The organism is Escherichia sp. HH41S (assembly GCF_009820115.1).
Taxonomy (GTDB): Bacteria; Pseudomonadota; Gammaproteobacteria; order Enterobacterales; family Enterobacteriaceae; genus Escherichia; species Escherichia coli_F.
Map to the genome: position 1 here is coordinate 1 of NZ_VNXE01000071.1, position 24,361 is coordinate 24,361.

The window sequence follows — 24,361 nt, forward strand, 5'->3', positions numbered from 1 at the left end:
CTGCCACCATCTCTTCACAAGCTTATGCTTATTACATGCAAAACGTCCCGTTTTGCATCTTTGTGCCTACGGCACACGATGATCTTTCCCTGGGCTTGTCTATAACCGGGATAATATAAATATATCCCATCATTTATTTAAGTTATTTTTCACATCTTAAATAGCATAATGAAATTTTACATTATTAATTAAATAGTTTTATTTGATCAAGAGTATTTTAATCATTAAATATATAATGCGCATCATTTAACAAAAAAAATCAGCGTTACATTTTTACTCTGATAGCTATATAAGGTCAATTATATTATTGTTAATGCGTTTAATAAATAGATTCATACATAGCAGCTATATGCCTCCAGTTATACATATCTTCAGCATAATTTTTTAAATCTAATACTTGACATTTAAGATTTCCAAAAGACAAACTGTCTGCTAATGAGGTCAGTTGTTCAGAATCATTAAAGTAATGAGCTAAATTATTAGTTGTGTAACGATTAAAGTCACAATCGAAAGCAAAAATAGGAATATTAAAATGCATCGCTTCAACTAAAGAAGGGTTTGTTCCACCAGCCGAGTGTCCATGAATGTATGCAAGGCAATTTTTTCTTAGTTTATAAAGTTCTTCGATATTATAGTTAGGTTCTAGTAGTGTGATATTTGGATAGTTTGAATAATATTTTTTTAGCTGGCGCCCATACTCGCTATTATCCCAATTACCCATAAATTTAATTTTTTTATCTGTATTAATGAAGGCATTCAAAATCATTTCTATATTATTCTCAGGCTCTATCCTACAAAGCCCCAAATAATAACCATCTTTTTTTTGATCATCGTCTATCGGTGTACTAAGATTAGTAGCATGATCTCCCCCATAAGCTATAACTACACTTTTTTTATTGTACTTATTTTCCACATAATCAGCTATTGCTTGATTATCTGAAATGATAATATCAGCTATTCTAATAGATATCGCCTCAGATATTTTGAGAAATTTCTTAGCAAACGTTCCCCATTTATTTCTACGCCATTCAAGCCCATCGATGTTGACAATGATCTTTGATTTTGAAAATAGTTTATAAATTGGTAGAAATAAACAACCAGATACCCCCAATATTAAAACAACATCTGGCCTTTTGAATAAACAAATAATTAAACACATAATGTCATAAATTATGCTAGAGACGCCATTGGCATTTATCGGCAAATAGATTAATTCTGCATTTTTATAATTTTTTAATTTTTTATTATATTTTTTTGAAGAGCAAAATATCTGATATTGTATACCATCAGATTGATAATCAATTAGATTCTGAACAAGTGATTCAAACCCACCATAACAAGCAGGAACACCCACTGTGCCAACTACAGCGACCGTCTTCATATTATTTTCTTCCATTTAAACACCTTGAGCCTAACTATTTTTGCATTAAAAATTATTGAACATACCATCACGTACAGCTTTAAAACAAACCTTCAGTGAATTTAATTTTTCTTTCGAATATAAAATTTCAAATACAATATTCTTTGTCGCATGAAAAAAAGCATGATAACGATACTTGAAGCTATAATTTGAATGCAGCATTAAGTATATTGCATTACGTATTTTATAAAAATTTCTGAAAGAATTATGTATTGTAACAGATCGACCAGCAAAAATTTTCTGCCCATACCCAAGTTCATGAGAAATGATGACTGATGGTGTCTGAACAATAATCATACTATTAGCTAATGCACGCCAACACCATTCTGTATCAACCCAGTCTATAAAGAGTTTTTCACAAAATGGTCCGACGACGCGCCATGCCTCGCGAGACATTAACATCCCAGAAGCAATAACATGCGAGGGATAAAGATCATCGTCTACTTCACTACATATAACTTTTGTACTCGTAAAAATATTTAGGCTGACTGACGGATGCATATAATTTGAACGATGGTCTTTAAAAAAAGGAGAAGCACAAGCAACATTTTTACCTTTTTTATTATTTTTCGTAAATGTACTCTTAAGTTTTTCAATAACATCGCTAGGAAAGCAAGTATCCTGATCTGAGAAAAATAAATAGTCAAACTCTTTTGCTTCCAGACCCTTCTTAACACCATGGTTCTGAGCAAATGCAATGCCTTTGTTTTCCGAAAGCAAAATAATTTCAAGGTTATTAATAATGATATTTTTTATCAAATGACTATTATTTGAGCCATTATCTACAAGAATTATTCTCTCAACTTGTGGGGCTAAAGAGTTAATACATTCCGTCAAACGAATAATTTCCGGGTTGTAAGTAACAATTATAGCCAACACCTTAGCCTTACACATTAATCACTCCAAAAACCATATGATAATAGTATGTTAGATACAATAAAATTAACACTTTGCAAAAAACAAAATAATAATTCTTTTTTTGCTTAATAAACACCCCAATGGTTAACATAAGGAAAAAATACATTTCCAAAATACGGAAAGCCATAACAGGTAGAGAGAAAAGGCTAAAAGTCACGTATTGCATGACACCATAACAAAAGAAAAGTCTTAAATTTCTCCTTTCATTTCCAATGCTTGATATGTAACTAATAACAAACCAGAAAATAGCGGTAAGGGATAATGAATTTATTAAATTTACACCAGCTTCGTTTCCTATTTTTTGTCCCACTCCAAAATTTCTTATAAAAGAAATGATCTCTTTTCCTTCTCCTGAGATCGCAATCAAAACAAGAATACTGAAACAAAAATAACCAAGGTGTCTTATTTTTTTTGAATAGACAAAAGGATATAAAAGCAAAAAAGGCAAAGCAGACCAATGAGTTGCAATTGCACATAATAGCGAGAAATAAAAATAAGTCGGTTTATTTATAAATAAATAGTATACGGAAAACATTAAAATGGAAATACATAGACCATTTCTGAATTGAGTATAATCTAAAACCCAAAGTGCAACGCTTGCATAATAAACAAAGAATAAGGTCAAGCCTGAAAAATTACGCGAATAGTTAGCAAGAAACCTTGCCTTTATAAAAAAAGAACATGTTAAAATTATAAAAATGATAGTTTCATAGCTGGTCGTTATTAACATCAATCCGCGATAAAATAATTCAAGAACCCCCTCCCCTTCTTCACCAGAAAAGATCTGTATATAATTATCATAGTCTCTACTTCGCCCCAAAAACTGGGTATTTGCGATAATGAAGCCTACAATAAGTGTAAATATAAAAAATAAGTAGATAAAACTTATTAAGCTTTTATCGTGTTTATATTTCGGACTATTTTCTGTCATTATACAAACATACTCAAAAAATATAAGCAACCACCTATCCTTCAGACGGATAAGGTGGCACACTTTATTAGAACAGTTCACTGTCCAATAATTCTGAAAATAATTTTGCTTCTTGATCTTTTTGCGATAATGACAGAGCACTACTGCAGAAAGGCCAATCGATGTTTAAAATAGGATCATTGTAAATAATTGCTTGCTGATGACCAGGAGCATAGTAGTTCGTTGTTTTATAAATGAACTCAGCTTCATCACTGGTCACCAAGAAACCATGAGCAAATCCTTCAGGTATCCATAATTGTCGTTTATTTTCTGCGGAAAGGGTTATTCCAAACCATTTTTTGAACGTTGGTGAATTTTTTCTAAGATCAACAGCAACATCAAATACCTGACCTACAACACATCGAACTAATTTAGCCTGTGCATACGGTGCTAATTGATAATGTAACCCACGTAGTACGCCTTTACTAGATTTTGAATGATTATCCTGAACAAAATTTACGTGCCTTCCTATTGTCTTCTCAAATTCAATCTGATTATAACTCTCCATAAAAAAGCCGCGTTCATCACTAAACACTTTTGGTTCAAGAACGATCAGATCTGGAATATCAGTTTTAACAATATTCATATTTTCCCCATCAACGTATACTATTTATTTGCATCTAACAATAAACTATTGAAAGTTTCACCAACAATTTTCCAGTCATATTTATTCAACACAGAAATATTAGATTGGATTTCTTTGCTTTTTTCTTCTAGGTCAAGATTGAGACAAAGATTAATTGCTTCACCAAGTTTGCAAGCATCAAACTTGACTAATTTAAGTACACTGTTAGTTTCAGTAAGTGGCGCATAATTTGAAATAACAAGACAACCACAAGCCATTGATTCAGCACAAGGATAATGGAAAGCGCCATCTTCAATTAACCCAGCTGCAATCATGATGTCATTGCTTCGATAAAAAGATGCCAATTCTAAATCAGAAGTAATCGGAAAAAAATTAACCTGAAACCCGGCAGCAATTAAACGCTCCTTATCAACTTCTTCAAGATAGATCGCAATATTAATTATAATTCCAACTTTATTTTCCAGTGAACACAATACTGAAATAATTTCGCTAGTTCCTTTGTGCTTCTCTTTTCTACCAATAATCCCTATTGATGTGTGACCATTTAATAACCTATTTGATGGTTTCGGATAGAAAACGTTTAAATCTACTCCTGCAGGAACTACTCCTATAAAATCATCATGTTTATGAGGAAGCAAATTAGGACTATTTAGTATTTTTTTAAGCGGTAAATAATATGTTAAACCCGCTATTAATTTCCATATTATATTATCAAAAAAATTAACTTCATACGCCTGAATATAATAATATTTCTTACGACGGGTGATTGGTAATAATGCGACAAGATAGGCAGTCAAATGAAAACTAGCAACTACAGCATCAGGATTTAATTCTATGCATTTACGCCACAGATTATAGTAATTTTTAATGATTCTCAATATTTTTACACGGTTTTGACTAGATTTACTCGTGACGATTTTTGCTGTGGTAGCATAATATGGATTAGTTCTATTATCTGGAACAACAAAACTTACATCATGTCCATAATTCATCAATTCAGTTGCCAGCTTAGAAAGAACTCTTTCACCACCAGCCCTGCCAAATCCTAAGACAGGTATAATTATTTTCAATTTCAACCTCTGTTTTTAATTAATTCTTCTGACATTAATAAAATTAGTAAACACAAATGCAAACACAAAATATAAACTATATGTAATGACATAACTTATGTTAGCACCATGTACTCCATAATTTACAACAAAAATATAGGTGGTAACGATAAAGAGCATAGAAAAAATCACTTCTGAACTGATGAATAGTTTAGTATGCCCCTGACTTTGAAGAGGGTATGCATAAAGAAAACCAGCAATTTTTATTACATCCCCTACGAGTTGTAACAAAAATAATTCACGAGCTGAGCGAAACTGTTCAGTAAATAAAACTGTTATTACCAAATCGCGGAATAAATAGATACTCAACGCCATGAATGAAGTAATAGATACTATGTATAATATAGTACTATTTACCTCTTTTTTTATAAGGAAACTTGTTTTTATAATTGTCAATCTTGGTAAGAAATATGTTGACAAAGCAATTGTCACAACACCAAGATAGACCTCAGATATCTTCCATACGGCCTGCCATTGCCCTGCATCCTCCCAACCAGTTTTAGCAATCAATATTTTTCTAATACACATCAATGCTGTAGGCATGGAGATAACAGAAACCAAAGCCATCAGAGTATAATGAATAATTTTTATAATTTTGTCTTTATCCGTTTTACCCCACCAATATTTAAATCTAAACCAAGATTTATTGAGACAAAATAAAACTAATACAAGACCAGCAATAGCACTATTTATAGCCGTGGCAATCAATGCACCTTTAAGATTATAAGCTACAATCAACAAAATCATAAACATAGTAGAAATGAATACAGAAAACATCCCAACCAATATATATTGCTTATAGAATTGTTGACCATTTAAAACTGAAGCGATCAATGTATTTAAAATGGAGAATGGCAATATACAACATGCGAAAATGATTAACCATGTGTATTGTCCATCGCTAAAAAGTAACTCGCTAATATTTTTCGACAATAAAATAACAACGGGAATAATAAGCAAGAATAAAAACAGAGTAACCCTTAAGCATGCGCGCCACCATGGCGCGCATGCTTCCTGTCCTTCTTGCCAATTTTCCGCAGTATATCGAACAAGACCAGTGCTTACAGGTGCAGAAGTAGTACCTGCAACTATTGTGATTAAACTTTGCACTTGGCCAAGCATTGCTACCCCTGATGGCCCTGTATAAATTGCTACTACCTTACCGATGATAAAACCCGCAATCATTTTAATGAATGTATAGATAGCGGATAATATAGTTACCTGAAGAAATTTTTTCATTACTTGTAATCATTGACCACTTTGATTACATAATTGACATCATCTTCACTCATTACCGGACTTATAGGTAAAGAAATGACTTCATCATGAATTTGCTCAGTAATTGGAAGGCTAAGACTAGACATATTTTGATATGCTTGCTGCTTATGGGGTGGTAATGGATAGTGAATTAAGGTTTGGATACCCTTCTCTGATAAGTATGACTGGAATTTTTCACGATTAGCGATTCTTACTACAAATAAATGCCAAACGTGCGCACCTTGGCCTTCGTACACTGGTAACGTAATCGCAGGGTTTTTTATTTCACGAATATATTTTTCAGCAATCCTTTGCCGAATCGCAGTATCTTCCGGTAATGTATGGATTTTTACACGCAATAAGGCTGCTTGCAGTTCATCCAATCGACTATTCAATCCCTGATAAATATTTTCATATTTCTTATGTGACCCATAATTTCGCAAAGCTTTTATAGTTGAGGATAATTCTGCATTATTTGTAGTAACAGCTCCCGCATCCCCCAAAGCTCCAAGGTTTTTTCCTGGATAAAAACTAAATCCTGCAGCATCCCCCCAAGCTCCAGCTTTGCGACCATCACGTATTGCACCATGTGCTTGTGCACAATCTTCAAGAATCAACAGATTATATTTTCTTGCGATTGCACTAATTTCTGGCATATTGCACAATAGACCATATAAGTGAACCGGTAATATTGCTTTAGTTTTTTCCGTAATGTAATTTTCAATTAAAGCAGGATTAATATTATAAGTTTCTATATCTGGTTCAACAAGAACAGGAACAAGTTTGTTCTCTGTTATAGCAAGAATAGAAGCAATATATGTATTTGCCGGTACTAATACCTCGTCACCGTCTTCTAGATAGCCGAGTTCTTTCCATGCCCTCAATACTAGTATCAACGCATCAAGGCCATTTGCTACACCAATGCAATACTTAACTCCACAGTATTCTGCGAACTCTTTCTCGAACTGCTCAAGTTCTTCGCCCATGATATACCAACCAGAATCTAGCACCCTACTAAACGCAGAGACTAATTCTTTGTGCTGTCGCTGGTTAATTGCAAAAAGATCTAAAAAATCAATTTTATTCATTATCCTCTACCCATTTAATAAATCGAGCTGGATTACCTACTACTATTGCGCATGGCGGTACATTTTTGGTTACGACACTCCCCGCACCAACGATTGCTTTTTCACCAATTTCAATTCCTGGCAGGATGGTTGCATTAGCACCTATTGATGCTCCTTTGCGTATTATTGTGTGCAAAAATTCATCAGGATAGACTTTAGAGCGAGGATACTTATCATTTGTAAATGCTACACAAGGACCAATAAAAACATTATCCTCTATTTTAACGCCATCCCAAATATACACACCGCTTTTGACTGTGACATTGTTACCAATTACAACGTTATTTTCAATCAAGGTATTTGCACAGATGTTGCAATTATTACCAATTACAGCACCTTTTAGTATTACAACAAACTGCCAGATAGTTGTTCCATCACCAATTGATGTTGTCTGGACGTCACTTAGCTTATGAATTCTCAATTGAATTTACTCTTCTAATAAAATCATCATAATTGCGTATATAATCAGACTCTTTATAGAAATCATCCGCAATTACAAGCAGCACACAATCATCACTAAAATCATACATTTCATGCCATATATAGGGTTCTATCAGCAACGCAATTGTTGGATCATTAAGTTCCACCTGCTTTGTTTCTTTACCATTATCCAGATGAAATTTACAAGCTCCCTTGACTACAATAGCTAACTGACGAGTAACCTTGTGCGCATGAAATCCGCGTCTTACTCCCTTAAGAGTCTCGAGTATGTAATATATTCTTTTGACTTCGAAAGGTATATTTCGTTGCTCTTCAAGAGCAATTAATGCACCACGCTCATCCCCATGTTTTTGCAAAGAGATTAATTTAATATCCATCATTGAGTTCCCACATACTATTCGCTGATCATTTTCAGCAAATATTGACCATATTGATTCTTGATAAGCGGTTCGGCTAATACTTTTACCTGCTCAGCATCAATAAACCCTTTACGATAAGCAATCTCTTCCGGGCAAGATACTTTTAATCCCTGACGCTCTTCAATGGTGGCAATGAAGTTACTTGCTTCAATAAGGCTTTGATGCGTCCCTGTATCCAGCCATGCATAACCACGCCCCATCATAGCGACAGACAAACGCCCCTGTTCCATATAGATACGATTAATATCGGTAATTTCCAGTTCACCTCGGGCAGATGGCTTAAGATTTTTTGCCATTTCTACAACGTCGTTATCATAGAAATAAAGCCCAGTTACCGCATAATTACTTTTTGGCTGTAGCGGTTTTTCTTCCAGGCTAATTGCCGTACCGTTTTTGTCAAACTCAACGACACCATAGCGTTCAGGATCATTAACGTGATAGGCAAATACCGTTGCACCACTTTCTTTGTTAACAGCGGCATCCATTAACTTCGGCAGATCGTGACCGTAGAAGATATTATCACCGAGAACCAGAGCACAATCATCACTACCGATAAACTCTTTACCGATGATAAATGCCTGCGCAAGACCATCTGGGCTCGGTTGCACTTTGTACTGAAGATTAAGGCCCCACTGACTCCCGTCACCCAGCAGTTGTTGAAAACGAGGAGTATCCTGTGGCGTACTTATAATTAGAATATCGCGAATACCCGCCAACATCAGTGTAGAGAGCGGGTAATAGATCATCGGTTTATCATAAATAGGTAACAGCTGTTTACTGACTGCCATAGTCACAGGATAAAGACGAGTACCAGAACCACCTGCTAAAATAATACCTTTACGCGTTTTCATTTCATCATTCCTTTTAATTCATCTTGTTCCACCATCACGAACAAGATGCAAAAACTATTAAATTGCTGTAGTCGTAAATAATTCGTTGAGCATGCGTTTCACGCCAACCTGCCAGTCAGGCAAGACAAGCGCAAAGTTCTGCTGAAATTTTTCTGTATTAAGGCGAGAGTTATGTGGACGACGAGCTGGTGTAGGATAGGCTGTTGTTGGTACCGCATTGAGTTTGTTGAGTGCGAGGGGAATGCCTGCTTTGCGCGCCTCTTCAAAAACCAGCGCAGCATAATCGTGCCAGGTTGTGGTACCACTGGCTACCAAATGGTACAAGCCTGCGACTTCTGGTTTATTCAGTGCGACACGAATGGCATGTGCTGTACAATCAGCCAGCAGCTCAGCACCTGTTGGCGCACCAAACTGATCGTTAATAACGGCCAATTCTTCACGCTCTTTTGCCAGACGTAACATCGTTTTGGCGAAGTTATTTCCTTTACCTGCATAGACCCAGCTGGTCCGGAAAATAAGGTGCTTCACACAATGCTCTTGTAATGCTTTTTCTCCGGCTAACTTGGTTTCACCGTAAACATTTAGCGGTGCGGTTGCATCCGCCTCCTGCCATGGTATTTCACCGGTTCCCGGAAATACGTAGTCAGTAGAGTAGTGAATAACCCAGGAGCCGACTTCATTGGCTGCTTTCGCAATCGCTTCGACACTTGTCGCGTTAAGTAATTGTGCAAACTCCGGTTCTGATTCTGCTTTGTCAACTGCGGTGTGAGCGGCTGCGTTGACAATAATATCAGGCCGAATGCTTCTTACGGTTTCAGCTACACCTTCAGGATTACTAAAATCACCACAATAATCAGTGGAGTGAACATCAAGAGCAATCAAATTACCCAGAGGTGCCAGAGCACGCTGTAGTTCCCAACCTACCTGCCCTGTTTTGCCGAATAGGAGGATATTCATTACTGGCGTCCCTCATAGTTTTGTTCAATCCACGATTGATAGGCGCCACTTTTCACATTATCAACCCATTTTGTATTGGACAGGTACCATTCTACTGTCTTCCGAATCCCGCTCTCAAACGTTTCCTGTGGTTTCCAACCCAATTCGCGACTAATCTTCTCAGCATCAATCGCATAACGGCGATCGTGTCCTGGGCGATCAGCAACATAAGTAATTTGCTCACGATAAGATTTCTCTTTCGGGACTATCTCATCCAACAAATCACAAATAGTCAGCACAACATCGATGTTTTTCTTTTCGTTGTGTCCGCCAATGTTATAGGTTTCACCCGCTTTACCTTCAGTAACTACGGTATATAGCGCACGAGCATGATCCTCTACATACAACCAGTCGCGAATTTGATCTCCTTTGCCATAAATAGGTAATGCCTTACCTTCCAGTGCATTAAGAATAACCAGTGGAATAAGCTTTTCCGGGAAATGATAAGGGCCATAGTTGTTCGAGCAATTAGTCACGATTGTCGGTAAACCATAAGTACGTTTCCATGCGCGAACCAAATGATCGCTTGACGCTTTAGAAGCAGAATATGGACTACTTGGCGCGTATGCTGTCGTTTCCGTAAATAACGGCAATGTTTCATTGCTATTTACTTCATCCGGATGGGGTAAGTCACCATACACTTCATCAGTAGAAATATGATGAAAGCGAAAGTTTTTTTTCTTTTCATCATCCAGACCAGACCAATAATTGCGCGCTGCTTCTAAAAGTACGTAAGTACCTACAATATTAGTTTCAATGAATGCCGCCGGACCAGTTATTGAGCGGTCAACGTGGCTCTCAGCCGCCAGGTGCATTACCGCATCTGGCTGGTGTTGTGAAAAAATACGAGCCATCGCTGCGGCATCACAGATATCTGCATGCTCAAATGAATAACGTTCAGAATCAGAAATTTCAGCGAGCGATTCCAGATTTCCGGCGTAGGTTAATTTATCGACATTAACAACACTATCTTGCGTATTATTTATTATGTGACGAACAACAGCAGAACCAATAAATCCTGCGCCACCAGTAACAAGTATCTTCACTTTTTTATTCCATATAGCCAGAGAGCATGCTGTGAAATAGACTGCTCCAGATTTGATTAATAGAGGTATTAATGCACGCTACCGCCCCTGGCTTTACAGCTACCAGAGTACTGCATGCATGCCTACGATGTGACGAGCGTTACCCACTCGCGCTAAACCCGAAAAATTCAAACGCTAATTGTCTTACCAATCCGCTCTGGAAACAAGGAAAATCCTGGAAAACTTTGACTAAAATCCTATTGCTAACTCGTTGTTATTCTGATTGTTTATATAAAACAACGGCAGGAATATTCGCAACAAATTACTTTCGCCACGAATCTTCACTGCCGTTATAATTTTCTTATCAACCGTTACATCCGGTCAGATTTTCATTATTCGCTTAACAGCTTCTCAATCCCTTTACGGAACTTCGCCCCTTCTTTGAGGTTGCGTAGTCCATACTTCACAAATGCCTGCATATAACCCATTTTTTTACCGCAGTCGTAACTGTCCCCAGTCATCAGCATGGCATCAACGGACTGTTTTTTCGCCAGCTCGGCAATAGCATCAGTCAGCTGAATACGTCCCCATGCACCAGGCTGAGTACGTTCCAGTTCCGGCCAAATATCGGCAGAAAGCACATAGCGACCAACGGCCATGATGTCTGAGTCCAGCGTCTGCGGCTGATCCGGTTTTTCGATAAATTCGACGATGCGGCTGACTTTACCTTCACGATCCAGTGGTTCTTTGGTCTGAATGACGGAGTATTCAGAGAGATCGCCCGGCATACGTTTTGCCAGCACTTGGCTGCGGCCCGTTTCGTTGAAGCGCGCAATCATGGCAGCAAGGTTGTAGCGCAGCGGGTCGGCGCTGGCGTCGTCAATCACAACGTCTGGCAGTACCACGACAAATGGATTGTCACCAATGGCGGGTCGTGCACATAAAATGGAGTGGCCTAAACCTAAAGGTTCGCCCTGACGCACGTTCATAATGGTCACGCCCGGCGGACAGATGGACTGTACTTCCGCCAGCAGCTGACGCTTCACGCGCAGTTCAAGGAGAGATTCTAATTCATAAGAGGTGTCGAAGTGGTTTTCGACCGCGTTTTTGGACGCGTGAGTTACCAGGAGGATTTCTTTGATCCCTGCAGCCACAATCTCGTCAACAATGTACTGAATCATTGGCTTGTCGACGATCGGTAGCATCTCTTTGGGAATCGCCTTAGTGGCAGGCAACATATGCATCCCTAGACCCGCTACAGGAATAACTGCTTTTAAATTCGTCATTATTTCATCCACCTGTAAAATGGTTGCTGAATTATAGCTTGTTCGATTTTTTTCGCCAGCATCAATTACCCTGAATTGATTACTGAATTACTTGTGATGTTACGCCGCTTCGTTGTGGATTGCAGTAGCATTGTTCCTAAGTATGGCTCCATTTTTCCAGGAATGGTCGTAAATCTACTCTCTCCGTTCCGGCAATCTAAAGTTAACCTTTTCTACATTAACAATATGGTGATTAATCCTGTCGATATCGACGGAGCTTTGCCCCATTTCATTCACCGCATGAACATTTGCAAGAGACAGTAGTGTTTCTTTTTTCGCCATAAAGACGCCGCGAACGTCTTTGCGCATGTCGAAGTTCATGCTCAATGCGGGTCCAACTGAGGATTCCTGCATCACATTGATATTACGCATAAAAAGGTGTTGCGGCTTGTTATGCAGCTCCAATGACGCACGCTTCATCGCAATGTTAGTCAGTGCCACAAAGGAAACGGCATTCCCGGCGGAGATTTGGATGCCGCGCAATTTATAAGCAAGATGAGTATTATCCAGTTGAATATTATTCACTCGGAAATTTTGCGGTATTGAGAGATATTTGCCTTTAATTACCCCATAACCGATTAACATCCCGGCGCTATTAATCATTTCAATATTATCAATCACGAAATTGTCACAACCGTAAATAGCAACTGTCGCGTTATCAATGCCTGCTTTCTTACTGAAATCCGGCGTGATATTGCGGGCTTTGATATTACGAATAACAAAATGTTTACCATTTTCAACATGGATCAACTGCCGACAATCCGATCCCGTGATATTAGCCACGACAAAGTTTTTCACTGCCTGGTCTTCCGGGTAGTTGTTATCGTAAGTACTCCCCGCAAGGCCTATACCGATGCCCCAGTTGATTTTGCCGTTGGTACAGTTGATACGCTCGATGACATGGTCGGAGATCAAAATATCACTGTCGTTAATTGCCACGTTCCATTCAATGGCGTCGCCCTGTAAGTCGCTGAACTTACAATTGGTGATATTGGCACCGATAATCTGGTTATGAAATCCCTGCCGTAAGATGGCGTAATTAGCGTGGCTAACGGTCAGGTTATCGATGGTCAGGTTGCGCATGACCCGTTTGTTTTTGCCGCCGATATAAATCTGCGTTACCGGGCCAAAGCCGCTCATCGCCAGCCCTTTGATGATGCAGTCAGAGCCGCGCACATCCAGGGTGATGTTATGCATACTGCCGCCCTCCTCCCCTGTCACCTGGCTGCCGTCCTGTAAGACAAACCGCCCTCTGCCGCTGCCGCGCAGGCTTCCAAGAATGTGTAACGTTTTGCCAGGAGGAATGAAGATGCCGGTGTTGATATTGTCACAAACGAATCCAGCAGGCACGACGACCGTTTGCCCTTCGCCGAAGGCTTGTTTAAATGAGGCGATCCAGTCGTGTGGGTTGTAGTCGTTAATGTTAACGCTTTGTCGGGCGGGAAGTGCGCGAGCGAAAGGGGTATGGAGGAAGGCAAGCGCGGAGCTTGCCGTCAGGAAGGTGCGTCGGGAGAGTTTTTTAAATGGCATACGTTCTCCTCTATAAAGCCTGCAACAAGCTGGCGAGTTCTCGGTTAATCACCTGCTGGTTAAAATCGTGTTCGACTTTTTCGCGCGCACGTTTGACAACCGTAGTAAGTTCGTCGGTATCCAGTTGGCTAAACGCCACCAGTCGCTGCGCCAGTGCGCGAGCATCGTTCTCAGGCACCAGCCAGCCGGATTTATCGGCCTCCACCAGTTCCGGAATTCCGCTATGCAGAGTAGAAACCACCGGAATGCCGACTGCCATTGCTTCCATTAGCGCCACCGGAATACCTTCCATATCACCGTCAGCACCCGTTACCGAAGGCAACAGGAAGACATCCGCGTCGTCGAGCATCGCCTTCACTTCGTGGCTTGGTTTAAAGCCCGGCATCTCTACCACATCTTCCAGTTGATATTGTTCGATGAGGGTGCGCAGGCGTCGTTCCCACGGGCCAATGCCGAGGATGCGATAGCGAAATGCCACGCCCTGCTCTTTCAACTGCCGGCAGGCTTCGATCGCCACATGCAGGCCTTTTTTCTCGGTTAAGCGTGCGACGGAAATGATTTCCAGCGGCGTTGCGGGCGCTTTCACCGGACGTGGGCTAAAACGCGTCATGTCCACGCCCATGCGCGATACGGCGATTTTTTCCCTCGGGCAGCCCATTTTTTGCAGCCTTCCGGCCCACAGATCGCTTATTGGTAGCATCAGATCGCCGCGGCGGAACAGTTGCTGATATTCGGGAGTGTAATGGTTGAGCACTTCCCGACTGGAGATATCAATACCGTGGAAGATAGTGGCGATTTTGCCGCGAATGACACCCAGTTCCCGTAGTTTTGCTGCGGTTACCCCCGCAGGGCCAAAATGTGCGATAAAAACATCGGCATGAAACGGTGTTGCGACCTGACCACAAATGGCAGACAAAATCAGGTTCCGCGACTCGGCACCATAGCGTTTGAGGTTGAGCGCCTGCCAGGTATTTTTACGATGAATGCCGCGTAAGGTCTGGCTGGCGCGGTGGCGCAGTTTCGCCACTTTGCCTTGTGGTTCGTCCTGTAACCAGCGAGTTCTGGCGGCAAGGTTATATTTCGTCCATGCCGCGTGGGTGTTTTGCGTATCGCCTTTTTGCAGCGCGACAATCTCCACCTCAAAGCCCATATCAATAAACGCAGTGATTTGGTTGAGAACGAAGGTTTCCGATGACAGCGGAAATTTCAGTAAAAAGAAGCCGACCTTCATTTCGCCTCCCCGATGCGCTCAAGCACAGATTGCACCATCTGCATTCCTGCCTGGCGTTCGCGACTGACGGCTTCGCTAAGTCGTGCGTTCAGCGCAGGAAGCTGGCCTAAGGTATCCGCAACCATCGCTTGCAGGCTGCCGTCTAATAAATGACGGATATCAATCGCCATCTCAGGTAGCCCAAGCTGCTGCATAATCCCGGCGGATTTGTGTTCGTAGTTGATGGCAATTGCCGGAGTGGAGAAATTCATCGAGATAATGGCAGAGTGCAGACGCGTACCAACGGTGAGTTCACAGGCACCCAGAATTTTGCCCATTTCCAGATCGTTGAGCTCATCCATCACCACGTGATAACGGGCAGGATCGCTGATGTGCTGACGCAGATTGAGCGCCACCATGCGGTCGTCTTTGTTATAGCTGTCGATGCCCGTACAGGTGGAGAGCGCAATCACCTGATACCCTTCATCGAGAATGCGATTGACCAGCCCGGCAAAGGCTTTTTCATACGCTTGTTGAGTGGTGCCGAGACGTTTGTCGAACGGTGCCAGTTCGCGCAGGGTAATGGCCACCGTTTTTTGCTGTGCGGCTACGTCCAGCCAGTGTTGAACAGCATAGCTGGCGGTGAAGTCTTCGGTGTGGTGATCGACCAGCCATGCGGTATCGACGCCATGTTCAACTTTTGCGGTAGTGATATTGCTGCGTTTCATTAGATCCAGGCTGACCGATTCGCGCAGGATCAGCGCGTCGCAGTGCCCGAATACGTAGTTTGCCAGTTGGTTAAATTGCTCATCCTGGAACGGGCCGACGCTGTGACCAATCATAAACAGCGGCTTTTTCGCCATAAACGTGCAAAGCGCGTGTTCAAACTGCGGCACGCCGTAGAGATCGACAAAAAACGATCCGCCGACCTGAATAATGGCGTCGTAACCTGACAGCAGGCGCACAAAGTCAGTGAATCCCTGGGCAATGGCGATATTACGCAGCTTACCGGTGTCGGTGACGCGTGAGAGCAATACCTGGTGCTGGTAGCGGCGACGGAGGACTTTTTTTACGCGCCCGACAACGCCCGCCGCGCTGTTGTGTTGTTTCATTTGCAGGAACAGCGGATCGCCCATTACCGGGCGGTTGAGCAGCCAGGAAGAACTGACCGGATAGCGGCTCATTACGTCCACTTCGGCGTGTGGATTGAGGATGTTGATGGCATCAAGTAAACCGCGCAAGATGGCGCTGTCGCCGCGATTGCCGCAAGTGTGGTTGCCCAGAATAAGTAATTTCATTTTTTCCTCATAAATTTGATGCCAGGTGAGGCTGTGTTTGTTGTGTTCGTTGTCGGAACCGAAAACAACTATTCACCCCGCCCGTAAAAGCATTTTCATTTTTTCGCTGCGACAAAACTGACGCTTCACTTCCACCACCAGCGGATGGCGCGACAGCACAATCATCACCACAAACGCCAGCACGCCCGCGATAATTTGCACCGCCAGCAGCATCCCCAGCGTCAGTTGCCCTTTCAGCACAATGCCCAGCGCATAACTAACCACCAGCGTCGGCAGCGAGAGATAAAACGGCAGCCATAAACTCAGGATGTACTGGCGATAACTGGAACCGAGCACCGGTTTAATCATCACGAAATAACTCAGAATGGTGTTGATAATCTGCACCAGCAGGAAACCAAGCGTGACGCCGATTGCGCCCGCCATCTGCCCGCCAATAACAATCGCCGGAATAAACAGAAAGGTTTTGAATACGTTGAATTTAAAGCTGATATCCACCCGCGCTTTCGCCATCAGCAGCGAGCCAATCGGGTTACCCACTGAGCGCAGTAGCCCCACAATACACAGCAATTGCAGCACCGGAATAATGCTGTTCCACTTCTCACCAAAGACCAGCGGTACAAAGTTATTCGACACCACCATCAGCCCCAGCAGCGCCGGAAAATTGATAATCCCCACCACCGACAGCAGCTTGTAGAAGTTAACGCGCAGCTTTTCGGTGTCGTCCTGAATTTTGGCGAATGCCGGAAATAACACGCGGGTGATGATGGGGTTCAGCTTCATCGGCGGCACAACGGCCACGTTGTAAGCCAGGTTGTAGCCCCCTGCCACGCCCGCGCCGAGAATACGCGCCAGCACCAGCGTTGAAAGGTTGGTGTTGAGATAGTTGATGATGCTGTCCGCCGTCAGCCAGGCACCAAAGCGTAAGTTCGGCGCAACAGACGCCAGCGAGAAATGCAGACCGGGGCGATAAATTTTTCGACCATAGTAGCCAAACAGCAGCGTTCTTACCGCACTATTGACCAGATAACCGAGGATCGCGGTCATCGCCAGCGGCCAGAAATGGGCGCTAACCACTGTAAAAGTAAAGCCCGCCAGCACCGCGCTGGTTTCGATCATACCGATTTTGTTGAACTCCAGCTCCTTTTGCATCAACGCGCGAAACTGTTGCCCGTGGGGGATCACCACAAACGCCAGCGACAATGTTTTAATCAACGGTGCCAGATCCGGGTTATTCAGCACGTCACCAATGGCATCACTCAACAAAAACACCGCCACGCACACCACGATCCCCAGCCCGACGTTCAGCCAGTACAGCGTGGTGAGTTCAAGATGGCTGATTTCTTTTCGCTGAATAATCGAGTTAGCGATGCCGAAGTCAGAAAGCGTGTCTGCCAGCGCGATAATCACCAGCGACACGGTAAGCAAACCGAACTGGTGGTTGTCGATAATCCGCGCCAGCACGGTCATCTGCACCAGCCCGAGGCCGATGATGATTACTGTGGCAATCGCCGACCATTTCGCGCCGCTGATGGTTTTTTCACGTAAGCTCATATCAATATGCCGCTTTGTTAACGAAGCCTTTGAATACCGTCAGGAAAACGATTTTGATATCGAACCAGACGCTCCATTCGCGGATGTACTCAAGGTCGAACTCGACGCGTTTTTCCATTTTCTCCAGCGTGTCGGTTTCGCCGCGCCAGCCGTTAATCTGCGCCCAACCGGTAATGCCCGGTTTCACTTTGTGGCGCAGCATGTAGCCTTCAATGAGCTGGCGATATTGTTCGTTATGCGCCACCGCGTGCGGACGTGGCCCCACAATCGACATCCCCCCGGTCAGCACATTGATAAACTGCGGCAGTTCATCCAGCGAGGTGCGGCGCAGAAAGTTCCCCACTTTGGTGACGCGCGGATCGTTCTGCGTCGCCTGGGTCACCACTTTGTCGTTCTCCATCACTTTCATCGAACGGAACTTCCACACTTTGATCGGCTTGCCATCCATGCCGTAGCGAGTCTGGCGGAAAATAACCGGCCCTGGTGAACTGAGTTTCACCGCCAGCGCAATACAGCACAGCACCGGGGAGATCAGCAGCAAGATCAGCGTTGCCAGCACAATGTCTTCCGCACGTTTTATCAGGCGGTTAACCCCGGAAAGCGGCGTGTCGTACAGCGGCACCACCGGAACGCCGTTCATCTCTTCGAGGCGTGAATGGAGAATGTTGAAGGTAAAGACGTCGGGGATCAGCAGCACCGAACAGGTGGTGTCCGCCAGTTGATGGACCAGTTTTTTCACTCGTGCGCCGTCGCACATTTGCATCGCGATATAGACGTTGTGAATTTTGCCCGCTTTTGCATCCTCGACCAGCTGTTGCAGATTGCCCGCCCAGTCGTTAGAAACACCGCCCGGTTTTGGGTCGTGGTAAACGCCCACCACTTCAAACCCTAACCACGGCTGATTACGGAAGCTCTCCATCAGCATTTGCCCGGCAGCTAAATCCCCCGCCACGGCAACCATACGCTTGTTATAGCCATGATTACGCAACCAGCCCGCACCAATGCGAATACACGAACGACAAGCCACCAACCCGATGCTGGTCAGCCCATACCACGCCAGCCAGATTTTCAGTTGCGTGTCGAAATCATTGTTGAACGCCACCAGTCCGGCGCTAAAAATCACGCTTAACGTCCAGTTTTGCAGCAGCAGGGCAAATTCTGTCGTTGCCCGAACACCTCGCCATGAGCGATAAAAATCGGTGATGCCGCCCAACATCTGGAACACCACCAGCGTAATCAGCGCCACCAACAGGTGCATGTAGAGGAATGACAGTCCGCTGACTTCGCAAACCAGCCATAGCCCGGCAAACATGATGGTGATATCTGAAAAGCGTTGCACCATAGAGATTAACGATGCATTGGTTTTCGCTCGCTCGCGCTTTTTTAGATTTGTCATCGTTGTTCCTGTTATTAGCCCCTTACCCGCAATGGGGTAAGGGAAGATCCGACATTACTCGTTCAGCAACGTCAGCAGAGTTCGCGTTCGCGCTTCCATCAGCGGCACATCACCGCGCGATTCCACATTCAGGCGTACCACCGGTTCGGTGTTGGAGGAGCGCAGATTAAAGCGCCAGTCGGCAAAGGTCATGCTGATGCCATCGGTGCGATCCACCGCCAGCGCCTCGCGGCTAAAATGCTGTTCGACGCGATTAATCGCCTCAACGGGTTGCGCCAGTTTGCTGTTGATCTCACCGCTTGCCGGGAATGCCGCCATGCGGTCGCGCACCAGTTCGCCCAGCGTTTTCCCTTTCATGCACACCAGTTCGGCGACCAGCAGCCACGGGATCATGCCGCTGTCGCAGTAAGCGAAATCACGGAAGTAATGGTGGGCGCTCATTTCGCCACCGTAGATGGCGTCTTCCTTGCGCATACGTTCTTTAATAAAGGCGTGTCCGGTTTTCGACATCACCGGGGTGCCGCCTGCGGCAGTCACTACATCAACGGTGTTCCAGGAAAGACGTGGATCGTGGATGATCTTCGCGCCGGGATTTTTTTCGAGGAACGCTTCTGCCAGCAGGCCGACAATGTAGTAGCCCTCGATAAACTGCCCTTTTTCGTCAAACAGGAAACAGCGGTCAAAATCGCCATCAAAAGCAATACCCATATCCGCGCCGTGTTTGATGACCGCATTACGGGTGTCATCGCGACATTCCGGTAGCAGCGGGTTAGGAATACCGTTGGGGAAATTGCCGTCCGGCGTGTTGTGCACTTTGATCAATTCCACGGGTGAGCCGAGGGCTTTAAAGCGGGCTTCGATGGCGTCCACCACCGGACCCGCCGCGCCGTTCCCGGAGTTGATCACCAGCTTGAGCGGCGTAAGGTTTTTGACGTTGATATAACCGAACAGATGATCAACGTAAGCGTCGCGCAGGTTGATTTGCTGATAGCGACCGCGTTTGGTTTCATCGACGGGAGGAAAATCGTTGGCTTCTGCCAGACGCTGGACGTCGCGCAGTCCGGTATCACCGCTGATCGGGCGAGCCCCTTCGCGCACCAGTTTCATGCCGTTGTAATCCATCGGATTATGGCTGGCGGTAACTTCGATGCCGCCATCCACGCCGAGATGGAACGTGGCGAAATAGATTTCTTCGGTGCCGGACATGCCGATATCCAGCACGTCAACGCCCGCGTCCTGTAACCCCTTCGCCAGCGCCAGTTTTAAGGTTTCGCTGGTGAGACGGACATCACCGCCTAAAACAATGGTTTTCGGTTTGAGAAATTCGCCATAGGCACGCCCAATACGCCAGGCGATATCTTCATTCAGTTCTTCGCCTAATTTTCCGCGAATATCATAGGCTTTAAAGCAGGTTAATTTTTTCATATCGTTACCCTTTTTCAGGCAATAGTTGGCCCTGACCGAAGCGGCCAATTTTGTTTTTGTCGTTATTTACATCGCTGTTTTGCATTCATTGCCTGATGCGACGCTGTCGCGTCTTATCAGGCCTACACACCCGAACCGTAGGTCGGATAAGGCGTTCACGCCGCATCCGACAGCCATCGCCTGATGCGACGCTGTCGCGTCTTATCAGGCCTACAAATCCGTACCGTAGGTCGGATAAGGCGTTCATGCTGCATCCGACAGCCAGCGCCTGATGCGACGCTGCTGCGTCTTTTCAGGCCTACAAATCCGAACCGTAGGTCGGATAAGGCGTTCACGCCGCATCCGACAAACAGCGCCTGATGCGACATTTATACCCGTCCGTAGCGATCCGCGAAGCGCACCACATCATCCTCTTCGAGATAAGAGCCGGAGCGCACTTCAATTAAATCGAGGGGAATTTTCCCCGGGTTTTCCAGGCAGTGTTTTGCCCCCAGCGGAATATAAATGGACTCGTTTTCACCAAGCAGTTTGATATCACCGTCAATGGTGACTTTTGCCGTTCCCGCGACCACTACCCAGTGTTCCGCGCGGTGATGGTGCATCTGTACCGACAAGCCCTCGCCCGGTTTCACGGTGATGCGTTTCACCTGGTAGCGATCGCCCGCGTCGATAGAGTCATATTTGCCCCACGGGCGATACACTTCGCGATGCACCCGATGCTCATGGCGACCATCGGCTTTGATCTGCTCGACCACTTTTTTCACATCCTGTACCGCGTTACGGTCTGCAATCAGCACCGCATCTTTGGTCTGCACCACCACCAGATCTTTCACCCCGACGGTGGTGACCAGACCAGATTCGGCGTACACATAGCTGTTTTCAGTTTTGTGATTAATCACATCGCCGTGGCAAACGTTGCCCTCGGCGGTGTGGGCGCTGATCTCCCATAAAGAGGACCAGGAACCGACATCGCTCCACCCCGCATCCATCGGCACCACAACGGCATCTGCCGTACGTTCCATGACCGCGTAATCCACCGACTCTTCCGGGCAGGCAAGAAACGCCTCTTCATCCACACGAATAAAATCGAGATCCGGATCGACGGCGCTCATCGCTTTTTCGCAGGCGTCGAGAATATCCGGGCGATATTTTTTCAGTTCTTCGAGATAGCGTCCGGCGCGGAACAGGAACATGCCGCTGTTCCAGTAATATTCGCCGCTTGCCACATAGGCCTGGGCGGTTTCCAGATTCGGTTTTTCGACAAACTGCGCCACTTCAAAGGCCACCGTATCCTGCTCGCCCGCAGATACTTCACCGCGACGAATATAGCCATATCCGGTTTCAGGTAGATCCGGCACAATGCCGAAGGTCACCAGCTTGCCCGCTTCGGCATACGGCATGGCATTACGCACGGCGGCGCGGAACGCGTCTTCGTCGGCAATCACATGATCTGCCGCCAGGACCAACATTAACGGATCGCTGTCCGGGCTATGACGTTCTGCCGCCAGCGCCGCCAACGCAATGGCAGGCGCAGTGTTACGCCCTGCCGGTTCGAGAATAATGTTCTCGGTGAGTTTGTTTAGTTGACGCAGCTGTTCCGCGACAATAAAGCGGTGCTGCTCATTGCAAATCACCACCGGGCTTTCGCACTCCACGCCGTTCAGGCGGCAGATGGTGGTTTGCAGCATGGTAAGATCGCCTTTCAGGCATAAAAACTGCTTGGGATAAAGTACGCGGGAAAGCGGCCATAAGCGGCTACCGGAGCCACCTGCCATCACAACTGGATAGAGTTTCGACTGCGACATAATTATCCCCGAATATCATGTATAAATTGACGTAACACGTTCTCTTTATCGAGCGTGCGTTCGGCATATTCACGTGCCACCGTGTTGTGTTTGGGCAGCAGGAGCGCCTGACGAATCCCCGCCACCAGCGCCTCGACCGATTCCGGTTCTACGCAAACCGCAATTCCTGGGAACGTTTCGCAAAGCTGCCCCAGTTCTGTGTGAGCTTCTGCGGTAATTACCGCGTTACCGCCTACCGCCAGAATATTGGTCAGTTTCGACGGCAATACGGCATCTGCCGCGCCGCGTTTTTGCACCACCAGATGGCAGTCGCCCATCTTCAGCAGTGCAGGCAAGGCGTCATAAGATTGCAGCGGGAAAAATTGCATATTGCGCAGTCCGCGCTGCTGCGCCATTTTTTCCAGCCGCGCTTTGCCGCCGCCCTGCCCGACAATGGCAAAAATCAGCGGTTCATCGCGCAGGCGATCGGCAGCTTCAATAACGTTCTCCAGCCCCTGCTTTTCACCAATATTGCCGGAGTAAAGAATGATTTTTTTGTTATCCGGCAGGCCAAGTTGGTTACGAAGTGCAGCAACATCAGCGTCTGCGACATGCTGAAAACGGGCGATTTCCGACCAGTTGGGGAAGAAGATGACGTTTTCCTCCGCCACACCTTTTTCGACAGCTTTATTCATCATCGAACGCGAAATCGTGGAGACGTTATCGACGTTATGCAGTCCGCTACGTTCGAAGGCTGTCGCCAGCTGTGCCACTTTGCCGCCTTTACCTTTTCCGGCAAGGCCCAGCCCCAGCATGGCATCCACTTCGTAATCCTGAATATGCAGCACGGTACGCGCACCAGAGAGTTTCGCCAGCAGGCGCATTCCCGGCGTGCAAAACAGCGTTGGTACTACGCCGATAATGCGATCCGGCTTCCAGCGACGTTGCGCCATCAACGGGAAAAAACTGCTGGCGGCAAAGCTGCCGAGATGTAACAGGCGTTTCAGGGTGCTCGGCTGTTTTGGCACATATAGCGGGCAGCGCCACACCGTGGCGGCCCCCTCTTCTCGTTTGTACCGCCAGGCGGAATAGTTCTCGCCCACCTGCCACTGCGGGTAGTAAGGCGGTGCGGTAATAACCCGCACCTCGTGACCTTGTGCTGCCAGCCATTCCACCATTTCTCCGGTGTATTTGCCGATACCGGTTAACTCCGGCGAGTAGTTAATGCCGTAGACCAGTATTTTCATAATCCGGGTACTCCGGCACGCTTCTCAGCGAGAAAATAGGCACGGCTGTTAGCGTGAACATTGTCACTGTCGAGCAACACATCCGGCGTCAGCCAGCAGTAATCGTCATGCTGCTCATCCGGCAGTAATAGTTCATCTTCCGCGACTCTGAAGCGAAAACCGAGCACCACATAGTGCGTGGTGAAATCCGTGCCGGAGAAGTTATCGTCATAAAAGTGCTGCCAGACACCGTAAAACTGGCATGCTGTTATCGGCAGACGCAGCCCCAGTTCCGCCATCGTCAACCGCTCAAATGCGGCTTCCAGCGTTTCGTCCTTCTGCACGCGCCCTCCCGGCACAAACCAGTAACCCTGTGCCGGGCGGTTGGTTCTTTTGCCAAGCAGAAACTCGCCGCGGCTGTTCTCGACAATAAAGTCGAGAGAGACAAGCGGAGTGGAGCGCACTACCGTGGCAAAGTCATCCTGACGTAAAAACAT

General features: G+C 45.3%; 21 protein-coding genes and 2 pseudogenes. All 23 read right to left on the bottom strand.

The features are described 5' to 3' along the window. Positions 1-319: 319 nt before the first annotated feature. The 23 genes and pseudogenes from FQZ95_RS14750 to gmm all read right to left on the bottom strand — a co-directional run bounded on the left by FQZ95_RS14750 (position 320) and on the right by gmm (position 24,361). Positions 320-1,396, bottom strand: coding sequence for a DUF1972 domain-containing protein (locus tag FQZ95_RS14750; RefSeq protein ID WP_160530367.1), 1,077 nt, complete (start codon positions 1,394-1,396; stop codon positions 320-322). A gap of 30 nt (positions 1,397-1,426) precedes the next feature. Then, a complete protein-coding gene (locus FQZ95_RS14755; RefSeq protein WP_000335048.1) occupies positions 1,427-2,314 on the bottom strand; it encodes a glycosyltransferase family 2 protein in 888 nt (295 codons plus the stop codon). Then, positions 2,307-3,269 carry an O2/O50 family O-antigen polymerase gene (gene wzy / locus FQZ95_RS14760; RefSeq protein ID WP_001360772.1) on the bottom strand — a complete coding sequence of 321 codons (963 nt, stop codon included), beginning with the start codon at positions 3,267-3,269 and terminating at the stop codon, positions 2,307-2,309. The genes FQZ95_RS14755 and wzy overlap by 8 nt, the downstream gene beginning before the upstream one ends. A gap of 67 nt (positions 3,270-3,336) precedes the next feature. Then, positions 3,337-3,894, bottom strand: coding sequence for a dTDP-4-dehydrorhamnose 3,5-epimerase (gene rfbC / locus FQZ95_RS14765; RefSeq protein ID WP_001028394.1), 558 nt, complete (start codon positions 3,892-3,894; stop codon positions 3,337-3,339). A 20-nt stretch (positions 3,895-3,914) separates the two neighbouring features. Beyond that, a complete protein-coding gene (locus FQZ95_RS14770) occupies positions 3,915-4,964 on the bottom strand; it encodes a glycosyltransferase family 4 protein (RefSeq protein WP_001595943.1) in 1,050 nt (349 codons plus the stop codon). A gap of 15 nt (positions 4,965-4,979) precedes the next feature. After that, positions 4,980-6,242, bottom strand: coding sequence for an O2/O50 family O-antigen flippase (wzx, locus tag FQZ95_RS14775; protein WP_000714158.1), 1,263 nt, complete (start codon positions 6,240-6,242; stop codon positions 4,980-4,982). After that, complete coding sequence (locus tag FQZ95_RS14780) at positions 6,242-7,348, bottom strand: DegT/DnrJ/EryC1/StrS family aminotransferase (RefSeq protein ID WP_001033087.1); 1,107 nt, start codon at positions 7,346-7,348, stop codon at positions 6,242-6,244. Before FQZ95_RS14780 ends, wzx begins: the two co-directional genes overlap by 1 nt. Before the next feature lie 13 nt (positions 7,349-7,361). Beyond that, positions 7,362-7,523 (bottom strand): annotated as a pseudogene (locus FQZ95_RS27015) (DapH/DapD/GlmU-related protein); the annotation flags it as partial. A 60-nt stretch (positions 7,524-7,583) separates the two neighbouring features. After that, positions 7,584-7,808, bottom strand: a pseudogene (locus FQZ95_RS27020) (acyltransferase); the annotation flags it as partial. Further along, the gene (locus FQZ95_RS14790; protein ID WP_001350333.1) at positions 7,795-8,205 is read right to left on the bottom strand and encodes a sugar 3,4-ketoisomerase; all 411 of its coding nucleotides are present in this window, start codon (positions 8,203-8,205) and stop codon (positions 7,795-7,797) included. The pseudogene FQZ95_RS27020 and the gene FQZ95_RS14790, both read right to left, overlap by 14 nt. A 17-nt stretch (positions 8,206-8,222) precedes the next feature. Beyond that, positions 8,223-9,098: a glucose-1-phosphate thymidylyltransferase RfbA gene (gene rfbA, locus FQZ95_RS14795; RefSeq protein ID WP_000857537.1), complete on the bottom strand. Its 876-nt coding sequence runs from the start codon at positions 9,096-9,098 to the stop codon at positions 8,223-8,225. Between the two features lie 57 nt (positions 9,099-9,155). After that, positions 9,156-10,055 carry a dTDP-4-dehydrorhamnose reductase gene (gene rfbD / locus FQZ95_RS14800; protein WP_001023640.1) on the bottom strand — a complete coding sequence of 300 codons (900 nt, stop codon included), beginning with the start codon at positions 10,053-10,055 and terminating at the stop codon, positions 9,156-9,158. Beyond that, positions 10,055-11,140, bottom strand: a complete 1,086-nt coding sequence (rfbB, locus tag FQZ95_RS14805; RefSeq protein WP_000699449.1) for a dTDP-glucose 4,6-dehydratase — start codon at positions 11,138-11,140, stop codon at positions 10,055-10,057. Before rfbB ends, rfbD begins: the two co-directional genes overlap by 1 nt. Before the next feature lie 371 nt (positions 11,141-11,511). Next, positions 11,512-12,405 carry a UTP--glucose-1-phosphate uridylyltransferase GalF gene (galF, locus tag FQZ95_RS14810; RefSeq protein ID WP_000183032.1) on the bottom strand — a complete coding sequence of 298 codons (894 nt, stop codon included), beginning with the start codon at positions 12,403-12,405 and terminating at the stop codon, positions 11,512-11,514. A gap of 174 nt (positions 12,406-12,579) precedes the next feature. Then, positions 12,580-13,974 carry a colanic acid biosynthesis protein WcaM gene (gene wcaM, locus FQZ95_RS14815; protein ID WP_160530368.1) on the bottom strand — a complete coding sequence of 465 codons (1,395 nt, stop codon included), beginning with the start codon at positions 13,972-13,974 and terminating at the stop codon, positions 12,580-12,582. Between the two features lie 10 nt (positions 13,975-13,984). Continuing rightward, positions 13,985-15,205, bottom strand: a complete 1,221-nt coding sequence (gene wcaL / locus FQZ95_RS14820; RefSeq protein WP_000862632.1) for a colanic acid biosynthesis glycosyltransferase WcaL — start codon at positions 15,203-15,205, stop codon at positions 13,985-13,987. Further along, positions 15,202-16,482 carry a colanic acid biosynthesis pyruvyl transferase WcaK gene (gene wcaK, locus FQZ95_RS14825; RefSeq protein ID WP_105278927.1) on the bottom strand — a complete coding sequence of 427 codons (1,281 nt, stop codon included), beginning with the start codon at positions 16,480-16,482 and terminating at the stop codon, positions 15,202-15,204. Before wcaK ends, wcaL begins: the two co-directional genes overlap by 4 nt. A gap of 72 nt (positions 16,483-16,554) precedes the next feature. Next, positions 16,555-18,033: a colanic acid undecaprenyl disphosphate flippase WzxC gene (wzxC, locus tag FQZ95_RS14830; protein WP_105278926.1), complete on the bottom strand. Its 1,479-nt coding sequence runs from the start codon at positions 18,031-18,033 to the stop codon at positions 16,555-16,557. A 1-nt stretch (position 18,034) separates the two neighbouring features. Continuing rightward, positions 18,035-19,429 carry an undecaprenyl-phosphate glucose phosphotransferase gene (gene wcaJ / locus FQZ95_RS14835; RefSeq protein WP_000183149.1) on the bottom strand — a complete coding sequence of 465 codons (1,395 nt, stop codon included), beginning with the start codon at positions 19,427-19,429 and terminating at the stop codon, positions 18,035-18,037. Between the two features lie 54 nt (positions 19,430-19,483). Further along, on the bottom strand, positions 19,484-20,854 hold the full coding sequence (cpsG, locus tag FQZ95_RS14840) for a colanic acid biosynthesis phosphomannomutase CpsG (protein WP_160530369.1): 1,371 nt from the start codon (positions 20,852-20,854) through the stop codon (positions 19,484-19,486). Positions 20,855-21,222: 368 nt separating this feature from the next. After that, the gene (cpsB, locus tag FQZ95_RS14845) at positions 21,223-22,659 is read right to left on the bottom strand and encodes a mannose-1-phosphate guanyltransferase (protein ID WP_000083412.1); all 1,437 of its coding nucleotides are present in this window, start codon (positions 22,657-22,659) and stop codon (positions 21,223-21,225) included. Between the two features lie 2 nt (positions 22,660-22,661). After that, positions 22,662-23,885, bottom strand: coding sequence for a colanic acid biosynthesis fucosyltransferase WcaI (gene wcaI / locus FQZ95_RS14850; RefSeq protein ID WP_160530370.1), 1,224 nt, complete (start codon positions 23,883-23,885; stop codon positions 22,662-22,664). Beyond that, positions 23,882-24,361 carry a GDP-mannose mannosyl hydrolase gene (gene gmm / locus FQZ95_RS14855; protein ID WP_160530374.1) on the bottom strand — a complete coding sequence of 160 codons (480 nt, stop codon included), beginning with the start codon at positions 24,359-24,361 and terminating at the stop codon, positions 23,882-23,884. Before gmm ends, wcaI begins: the two co-directional genes overlap by 4 nt.

Bases quoted from the DNA above. Each gene is read 5' to 3' on its own strand.
- wcaI (WP_160530370.1), bottom strand. From the start codon at position 23,885: ATGAAAATACTGGTCTACGGCATTAACTACTCGCCGGAGTTAACCGGT.
- cpsG (WP_160530369.1), bottom strand. From the start codon at position 20,854: ATGAAAAAATTAACCTGCTTTAAAGCCTATGATATTCGCGGAAAATTA.
- wzxC (WP_105278926.1), bottom strand. From the start codon at position 18,033: ATGAGCTTACGTGAAAAAACCATCAGCGGCGCGAAATGGTCGGCGATT.
- wcaL (WP_000862632.1), bottom strand. From the start codon at position 15,205: ATGAAGGTCGGCTTCTTTTTACTGAAATTTCCGCTGTCATCGGAAACC.
- wzy (WP_001360772.1), bottom strand. From the start codon at position 3,269: ATGACAGAAAATAGTCCGAAATATAAACACGATAAAAGCTTAATAAGT.
- rfbA (WP_000857537.1), bottom strand. From the start codon at position 9,098: ATGAAAACGCGTAAAGGTATTATTTTAGCAGGTGGTTCTGGTACTCGT.
- FQZ95_RS14790 (WP_001350333.1), bottom strand. From the start codon at position 8,205: ATGGATATTAAATTAATCTCTTTGCAAAAACATGGGGATGAGCGTGGT.
- FQZ95_RS14755 (WP_000335048.1), bottom strand. From the start codon at position 2,314: ATGTGTAAGGCTAAGGTGTTGGCTATAATTGTTACTTACAACCCGGAA.
- wcaK (WP_105278927.1), bottom strand. From the start codon at position 16,482: ATGAAATTACTTATTCTGGGCAACCACACTTGCGGCAATCGCGGCGAC.
- wcaJ (WP_000183149.1), bottom strand. From the start codon at position 19,429: ATGACAAATCTAAAAAAGCGCGAGCGAGCGAAAACCAATGCATCGTTA.
- gmm (WP_160530374.1), bottom strand. From the start codon at position 24,361: ATGTTTTTACGTCAGGATGACTTTGCCACGGTAGTGCGCTCCACTCCG.
- FQZ95_RS14750 (WP_160530367.1), bottom strand. From the start codon at position 1,396: ATGGAAGAAAATAATATGAAGACGGTCGCTGTAGTTGGCACAGTGGGT.
- wzx (WP_000714158.1), bottom strand. From the start codon at position 6,242: ATGAAAAAATTTCTTCAGGTAACTATATTATCCGCTATCTATACATTC.
- cpsB (WP_000083412.1), bottom strand. From the start codon at position 22,659: ATGTCGCAGTCGAAACTCTATCCAGTTGTGATGGCAGGTGGCTCCGGT.
- galF (WP_000183032.1), bottom strand. From the start codon at position 12,405: ATGACGAATTTAAAAGCAGTTATTCCTGTAGCGGGTCTAGGGATGCAT.
- wcaM (WP_160530368.1), bottom strand. From the start codon at position 13,974: ATGCCATTTAAAAAACTCTCCCGACGCACCTTCCTGACGGCAAGCTCC.
- FQZ95_RS14780 (WP_001033087.1), bottom strand. From the start codon at position 7,348: ATGAATAAAATTGATTTTTTAGATCTTTTTGCAATTAACCAGCGACAG.
- rfbC (WP_001028394.1), bottom strand. From the start codon at position 3,894: ATGAATATTGTTAAAACTGATATTCCAGATCTGATCGTTCTTGAACCA.
- rfbD (WP_001023640.1), bottom strand. From the start codon at position 10,055: ATGAATATCCTCCTATTCGGCAAAACAGGGCAGGTAGGTTGGGAACTA.